Source organism: Phormidium sp. CCY1219, from assembly GCF_035615515.1.
In the GTDB taxonomy this organism is placed as follows: Bacteria; Cyanobacteriota; Cyanobacteriia; order Cyanobacteriales; family Laspinemataceae; genus CCY1219.
This window is the reverse complement of record NZ_JAJENT010000446.1, coordinates 1-247: the sequence shown is the minus strand read 5'-3', so window position 1 is coordinate 247 and position 247 is coordinate 1. Positions and strand designations below refer to the sequence as shown.

Annotated in this window: 1 pseudogene; it reads right to left on the bottom strand. The window is 48.2% G+C overall.

Going from position 1 to position 247, the window contains the following annotated elements:
- Nucleotides 1–191: pseudogene (locus LKK83_RS10565) on the bottom strand (hypothetical protein); the annotation flags it as partial.
- Nucleotides 192–247: the final 56 nt, after the last annotated feature.

The window sequence follows — 247 nt, the reverse complement described above, 5'->3', positions numbered from 1 at the left end:
TCCTTAAGTTCCAACCCTATTCCTTTCAGCCATTCTTGGATGTGGTCGCGACATTTTAGAATTACATCCTTGTTTTCGTGCAGGATAACGAAGTCGTCCGCATAACGGATTAGCGAGATTGCATCGCTTCTGTTTGTACGGCTTCCTTTTCCTGGTAGCTTAACCGCTAGGGATTTGATGCTTTCTTCCATGCCGTGGAGGGCAATATTTGCCAGTAGGGGGCTGATTACCCCTCCTTGCGGTGTGC